This is a genomic window from Enterococcus sp. DIV1639a (assembly GCF_050530445.1).
GTDB lineage: Bacteria > Bacillota > Bacilli > Lactobacillales > Enterococcaceae > Enterococcus_B > Enterococcus_B hirae.
In genome coordinates this window covers 2875068-2881539 of the sequence record NZ_CP172886.1, presented here as the reverse complement: position 1 = coordinate 2881539, position 6472 = coordinate 2875068, and the positions used below count along the sequence as shown (strand labels likewise).

The 6472-nt window shown below is 34.6% G+C and carries 6 protein-coding genes; all 6 read left to right on the top strand.

Going from position 1 to position 6472, the window contains the following annotated elements; translation table 11 throughout:
- Positions 1-531: 531 nt before the first annotated feature.
- Entirely contained in the window at positions 532-666 is a 135-nt protein-coding gene (gene rpmH, locus IGJ32_RS13235) for a 50S ribosomal protein L34 (RefSeq protein WP_002293121.1), read from the top strand.
- A 117-nt stretch (positions 667-783) separates the two neighbouring features.
- Positions 784-1140 carry a ribonuclease P protein component gene (gene rnpA, locus IGJ32_RS13230; RefSeq protein ID WP_010720505.1) on the top strand — a complete coding sequence of 119 codons (357 nt, stop codon included), beginning with the start codon at positions 784-786 and terminating at the stop codon, positions 1138-1140.
- Complete coding sequence (locus IGJ32_RS13225; RefSeq protein WP_010720506.1) at positions 1137-1958, top strand: YidC/Oxa1 family membrane protein insertase; 822 nt, start codon at positions 1137-1139, stop codon at positions 1956-1958. The genes rnpA and IGJ32_RS13225 overlap by 4 nt, the downstream gene beginning before the upstream one ends.
- A 14-nt stretch (positions 1959-1972) precedes the next feature.
- On the top strand, positions 1973-2740 hold the full coding sequence (gene jag, locus IGJ32_RS13220) for an RNA-binding cell elongation regulator Jag/EloR (RefSeq protein WP_053766571.1): 768 nt from the start codon (positions 1973-1975) through the stop codon (positions 2738-2740).
- Between the two features lie 233 nt (positions 2741-2973).
- Positions 2974-4464 (top strand): hypothetical protein, encoded by a 1491-nt coding sequence (locus tag IGJ32_RS13215; protein WP_207427312.1) that lies wholly within the window; start codon positions 2974-2976, stop codon positions 4462-4464.
- A gap of 605 nt (positions 4465-5069) precedes the next feature.
- Positions 5070-6467: a tRNA uridine-5-carboxymethylaminomethyl(34) synthesis GTPase MnmE gene (mnmE, locus tag IGJ32_RS13210; RefSeq protein ID WP_063627679.1), complete on the top strand. Its 1398-nt coding sequence runs from the start codon at positions 5070-5072 to the stop codon at positions 6465-6467.
- Positions 6468-6472 lie beyond the last annotated feature (5 nt).

Below are 6472 nucleotides of genomic sequence, written 5' to 3'. Positions count from 1 at the left end.
ATAAGGCTTCCTCCTTCATTAAAAAGTGAATAACTAGTACTAATTTATCATTTTTTCATATAGTTTTCCACAGAAAGAGCAGAAAAAATTTTTTATTTGAGATTATCCACAAAATTAAGAGAGAAAAAAACAAAAAAATCACAACGAGGAAAAACACTTATCCACATCACTAATCAACAGGTGGATAAGTGTGTTTTAAAGACAGAAATCCCAGGTAGGTTGTGGATAAAAAATCTTTGTTTATCAAGGAGTTAAGTATTCAATTCACAGATAAATGACTGTTTGTGGATTACTTTTTTTACAGGTGTTTATTCTGTGTAAAAAACCCTAAAAAATAATTGTGGATAAATCTTGTGTATAACTTTTTCCACAAACAAATCACACGAAAAAAAACTAAACTGTGGAAAAATAGAATGCATAAATCCAGAAGTTTCCTTTCATTTTATATTGACAAATTACCTTGATTGTCGTTATACTATCAAAGTATGTCTGTGTTTTAACAGTAGATAAGAAATTTTGGAGGTGGAATACATGAAAAGAACATACCAACCAAATAAACGTAAACGTCAAAAAGTTCACGGATTCCGTAAACGTATGAGTACTAAAAATGGCCGTCGTGTTTTAGCAAGCCGTCGCCGTAAAGGAAGAAAAGTTCTTTCAGCTTAAGCCACTGGGGTTTCAGTGGTTTTTTTTATGCCCTTTTTTAGGGAAAAGCTGAAAGAATAAAGAGAAATATGTTATGATTATGGACGTAAGTGAAAGATAGAAAAGGAAAGAAAACGAATGAGAAAAGCGTATCGAGTCAAAAAAGAACGAGAGTTTCAAAACGTATTCCATACAGGAACGTCATTTGCTAATCGTAAATTTGTCGTTTACCGCTTAGAAAAAAAAGACCAGCCACATTTTCGTGTCGGGCTTTCAGTAGGTAAAAAAGTGGGCAATGCAGTATGTCGCAATGAGGTAAAACGTAAGATTCGTGCGGCGGTCTATTCTGTAAAAGAACAGATCGATCCGGAATTGGATTTTATCGTGATTGCAAGACCAAGTGTCAAGGGACTAACTTACGATGAGATTCGTTCCAATCTAGTCCATGTCTTAAAACTTGCAAAAATAATCGATAGAGAGGAAAAGAGTAAGTGAAGAAATACAAACGTTTACTTTTGATGGCAGGCATTATCAGTCTAGTCGTTGTCTTATCCGGTTGTGGAACTGGAGAAGTAAGTGCACAAAGCACAGGAATTTGGGATCGCTACATCGTTTATTATTTTGCAGAAGCGATCAAGGCATTGTCATTTGGAAATGCAGGGATTGGGATTATTTTATTCACTTTGATCATTCGTGTGATCTTGATGCCGTTGATGCATTTTCAAACCAAGAGTATGCGAAAAACCCAAGAACTTCAACCAAAATTAAAAGCACTACAACAAGAATATAGTTCAAAAGATCCTGAGACACAAAGTAAGTTACGTGAAGCGCAACAACGTTTATATGCGGAAAATAATGTGAACCCATATGCTGGTTGTTTACCGTTATTAGTACAAATGCCGATTTTGATGGCGTTATGGCAATCGATTTCACGTGTGCCTGAATTAAAACAAGGAAACTTTTTATGGTTAAATCTAGGAACAGCAGATCCAACCTTTATTTTACCGATCCTTGCTGCGGTATTTACTTTTGCAAGTACGTATTTAAGTAGCATGAGTCAAATTGAATCAAATGCATCAATGAAGATCATGAATTTTGTGATGCCTGTGATGATCTTAGTTATGGGGGTCAACTTAGCAAGTGGTCTTTCATTATATTGGGTAATATCTAATGCTTTCCAAGTCGTTCAAACATTACTAATCAATAATCCATTTAAGATTAGAAAAGAGCGAGAAGAAGAAGCTCAACGTATTCGTGAAAAAGAACGTGCGTTGAAAAAAGCCATGAGTCCGAAGAAAAAACGTAAAAAATAAGGGAGGGAATGCTAATGCCGATTTATGAAGCTGCGACAATTGATGAAGCAATCCAACTTGGTTTAAACGATTTAGGATTGGATAAAGAGCAAGTTGAAATTGAGATACTAGATGAAGGTAAGAAAGGATTTCTGGGGATCGGGCGTAAGAATGCTCGTCTTAAGATTGAACCTTCAATTAGTGAAACTGTTTCAGAAGCAATTGAAGAAACGGTAGAAGAAGTTTTAGAAGAACCTTTAGAAAAAACGATAGAAGAAACTGAAACCATTGAAGTCTTTACAGAAGACCAACCAGAAGAAGTAGAAACCAGTGAATTAGGCGATGAAGCAGCTTTAACGGAATTAGCAGTCTATCTCACGGATATTACCAAGCAATTAGATGCGCCAGCTTTAGTAAAAATGACCCGCGAAGCAAATACCGTCGTTTTTCAATTAGATACACAAAAACAAGGGATTTTAATTGGCAAACACGGCAAAACATTAAATGCGTTGCAGTATTTAGCCCAAGTTTTCATTCACCGTATTGCTAAAAATAAACTATCTGTAGTAGTAAACGTTGGTAATTATCGTGAAAAAAGACAAGAAATCATTCAACGCTTAGCAGATCGTACTGCCGAAAAAGCAATTAAATCCGGTCAACCAGTCTTCTTAGAACCAATGCCGGCATTTGAGAGAAAACAAATCCATGCGGCATTAAGCAAGAATGAATATGTGAAAACTCATTCTGAAGGAGACGAGCCTTATCGTTATCTAGTAGTAGAACCTGTAAAAAAACGATTATAAACACTAAAAGAGTTTGCTTCATTAACAAATGCTTGTTAATGAAATAATGCTTGATAAATAAGAGAAGTTTAAATCAATGAAGTAGTGAAAAAGTAAACTGATTCCTTTTTCGCTACTTTATTTTTGTTGTGTTTTGCAAGAAATCTTTTTTTCTCTGTTTTCTAAAAAAAAGTTTCTTTCTCCAAAATAATCTATGTTACTGTGAATACGACTGGGGGAAAAGGAAGGGAAAAATGGAAGAGAAAAAAAGAAAAAAAATGATAAAAGATATCGAAAAAGCTCGTGAAAAATATGCAAAAAATGAAAAAAAGTATCTTGCAGAAATGGTGCATTCCTTTAATAAAAGATGGAATTGGACTTCTAATAAGGTAGGGAATGAAGCTGGAGTAAAATATGATAGCCTTATAGAGTATATGTATTTGCATAAAAAAGTGGTTGAAAACAATCCTGAAAAGTTCACAAAAAATGGTAGAGACCGAGAGAACTTAATGAACTCTTTATACGGTAGTATAGGATGTAGTTACGATAACAAATATTTTAAGCCATGCATGAAAGACTTGGTAAATAATGATCCGGATAGTTTTTTAATTATACCAATCATATATAGTCGGAGAACAGGAGATGGGCATAGTGTCAGTCTGCTTATTCAAAAAGAAGACGATAAAATTAAAGTGCGCGTTTGTAATAAAGGAGGTCAACTTGTACCTAATGAAGCGCCAAATGTTGATGGAAAAATTTCTCTTGAGCATTTAAATAAAATAGCGTCGTTTTATCACTGGGAAGACTGGAATGATTTTTCCGATAAAGAGAAATTTGACATTTGGGATGGTATTAGTAAGCAGGATAAAGCAGAATTTCTAGATAGTTTTGCAGAAGTAGAAAAATTGTGGGTAGATCTGGATACCAAACAATTAAAATCAATCTATGTATATGAGTTTGAAGAATCAAAGAAAAATATAGAAGCTATTTCAAAAGCTGTTCGTATAGGAAGACATGCTCCTACATGGCGAGATTTGTTCAGTTTCTCTCGAAAAGAGGGTGCAAGCTTGGGAAGCGTGCTTCGTGATAAAAGTTTTTTGTTTGTGCATAAGTCAACAGAATATCCGTTAAAAGAACTTCATCATCATGCATCAGAATGTAAGCTTGAAAATTATGTTTCAAGGTCACAAATGACAGGGGCATGTGGTGTAAAAAATGTAGGATTAGCATTCAAATATACACTAGGTTATAAAACTAAGGCAATTATTAAAGACAAAGAGTATGATCAATGTAAACAAATTGAGGGTATGGATGAAATGCTACTAAAAGTTGCTAAAGATGAGGTCAAGAACCAGAGTTATAGTGATTTACTTGATCAGAATTACGCGTTTTTTCTTAAAAATAAAAAAGAATTGGCGCAAGAGACGCCAAGCATGAAAATAGTAAAAAAAGAGTTGTTAATAGATGTTGTAAATGAAGCTGGAAAAAAAGTTGGAGACGTGTATACAAAACAGTTTCTTATAAATCAGGAAGATGTAAAAAAAGAGTTACATAATAGACTAACGGGTGAAGAATACCTGAGAAAAGTTGCTGCTTTAAATAAAAATGAATCAAAATTGAGTACTAAAGTTAGTCCTAAAGCTAAGAAAAGAATTAATACTATAATTAAAAAATTTTCAAAAAAGAAAAAAGCAGAAAGACCAAACTCTGGATTGGAAATATCAAGTTCTGGATTAGAAAGATAGAGGTAAATCCTGCATGAATAGGGATAAAATAAATGTCGTTTTATCCTATAGTTGAAAATTCATTCAATCATACATAGAAGATCAGTTATATTGAGAAAAACAAAATTTAATGGTTGATATGCGTGGTTCTTTTTAGGAATCACATTGACAAACTTTTTTAAACAAAGTATATTTTATTAGAAATCATTCTTATCGGAGTATACGATGCTTAAGTAGTCTTACTTTGATAGAAAAAGCACATGGAGGTTAGCCTTCGTGTGTTTTTTTGTAGAACTGAGATGAGATAGCGATTTGTTTTGAATGGCTATTTTTTATGTTGAATAGTCGTGAAAAGGAACGCCACGATACAAAGGATGAAATAAAAAGAATGTACAATATCCTCAAATCAGAATGAATGTATAAATGAAAAAATTTTTACGATATTGTAAAAAAGAAGAAGTTGTCAGAGTTCTCTATTTTCAATACTTGTGTCTTGTAACTAAATATGATAACCTATGTTCAGAATTTAATCATGGACAAGCAGTCAAAGTGCGAAGTTCACCATTTATTGTAAAGGGTGAAGTGGGCACTTTTTTTGTGCGTAAAATTAAAAAGGGAGTGAAAAAATGGCTGAAATTACTTTAGAATTTGATACGATTGCTGCAATTTCTACCCCACCAGGAGAAGGAGCGATCAGTATTGTTCGACTTAGTGGAGACCAAGCGGTAGCTTTAGCAGATAAAGTCTATCGTTGTGGCAAGAAAAGCTTATTGGAAGTACCTAGTCATACGATTCATTATGGGCATATTACTGATCCGAAGAATGAACAGATCATTGATGAAGTGATGGTTTCTGTTATGTTAGCACCTAAAACATTTACTCGTGAAGATGTCGTTGAAATCAATTGTCATGGTGGGATCGTAGTCGTAAATCAAATTTTACAACTGCTATTACGAGAAGGAGCAAGACTAGCTGAACCTGGAGAATTTACAAAAAGAGCTTTCTTAAATGGTCGTGTAGATCTTTCTCAAGCAGAAGCCGTGATGGATTTAATTCGGGCGAAAACGGACAAAGCAATGGGCTTAGCTTTAAATCAATTAGATGGCAATCTTTCTTCGTTGATTCGTTCATTAAGACAAGAGATCTTAGAAACATTAGCACAAGTAGAAGTCAATATCGATTATCCTGAATACGATGATGTGGAAGAATTGACTACACGATTATTGCTTGAAAAAGCGACGATGATCCAACAAAGGATCCAAGCTTTACTTGCTACATCGAAACAAGGAAAAGTCTTGCGTGAAGGATTAAGTACAGCTATCATTGGTCGTCCAAATGTCGGAAAATCAAGCTTGTTGAATCACTTATTGCGAGAAGAAAAAGCAATTGTAACAGATATTGCTGGAACGACACGAGATGTCATTGAAGAATACGTGAACGTTCGTGGTGTACCATTGAAATTAATTGATACAGCTGGAATCCGCGAAACAGAAGATCTCGTGGAACAGATCGGTGTAGAAAGAAGTCGAAAAGCATTATCTGAATCGGATTTGATTTTATTGGTTTTGAATCAAAGTGAGCCACTGACCAGAGAAGACGAGCAGCTTTTAGAAGCCACTAAGGGTTTGAAACGGATTGTACTTTTAAATAAAACAGATTTGCCGCAAAAGTTAGAAAAAGAAGAACTTGATCAGTGGTTAGAAGATGAACCGGTGTTTGCCGTTTCTGTGGCTAAAAATGATGGTTTAGATCAATTAGAAACAGCTATCGCTGACTTATTCTTTGGTGGGCAAACCGGTGAAAGAGATGCTACGTATGTATCAAATACCAGACATATTGCTCTACTTGAAAAAGCATCAATTTCATTAGCAGAAGTAGTTGCTGGGATTGAAGCAGGGATGCCTGTAGATCTTGTTCAAATCGATATGACACGCTGTTGGGACTACTTAGGGGAAGTCGTTGGAGACAGTGTACAAGATGAATTAATCACTCAATTATTCAGTCAATTCTGTTTAGGAAAATAAAAGGA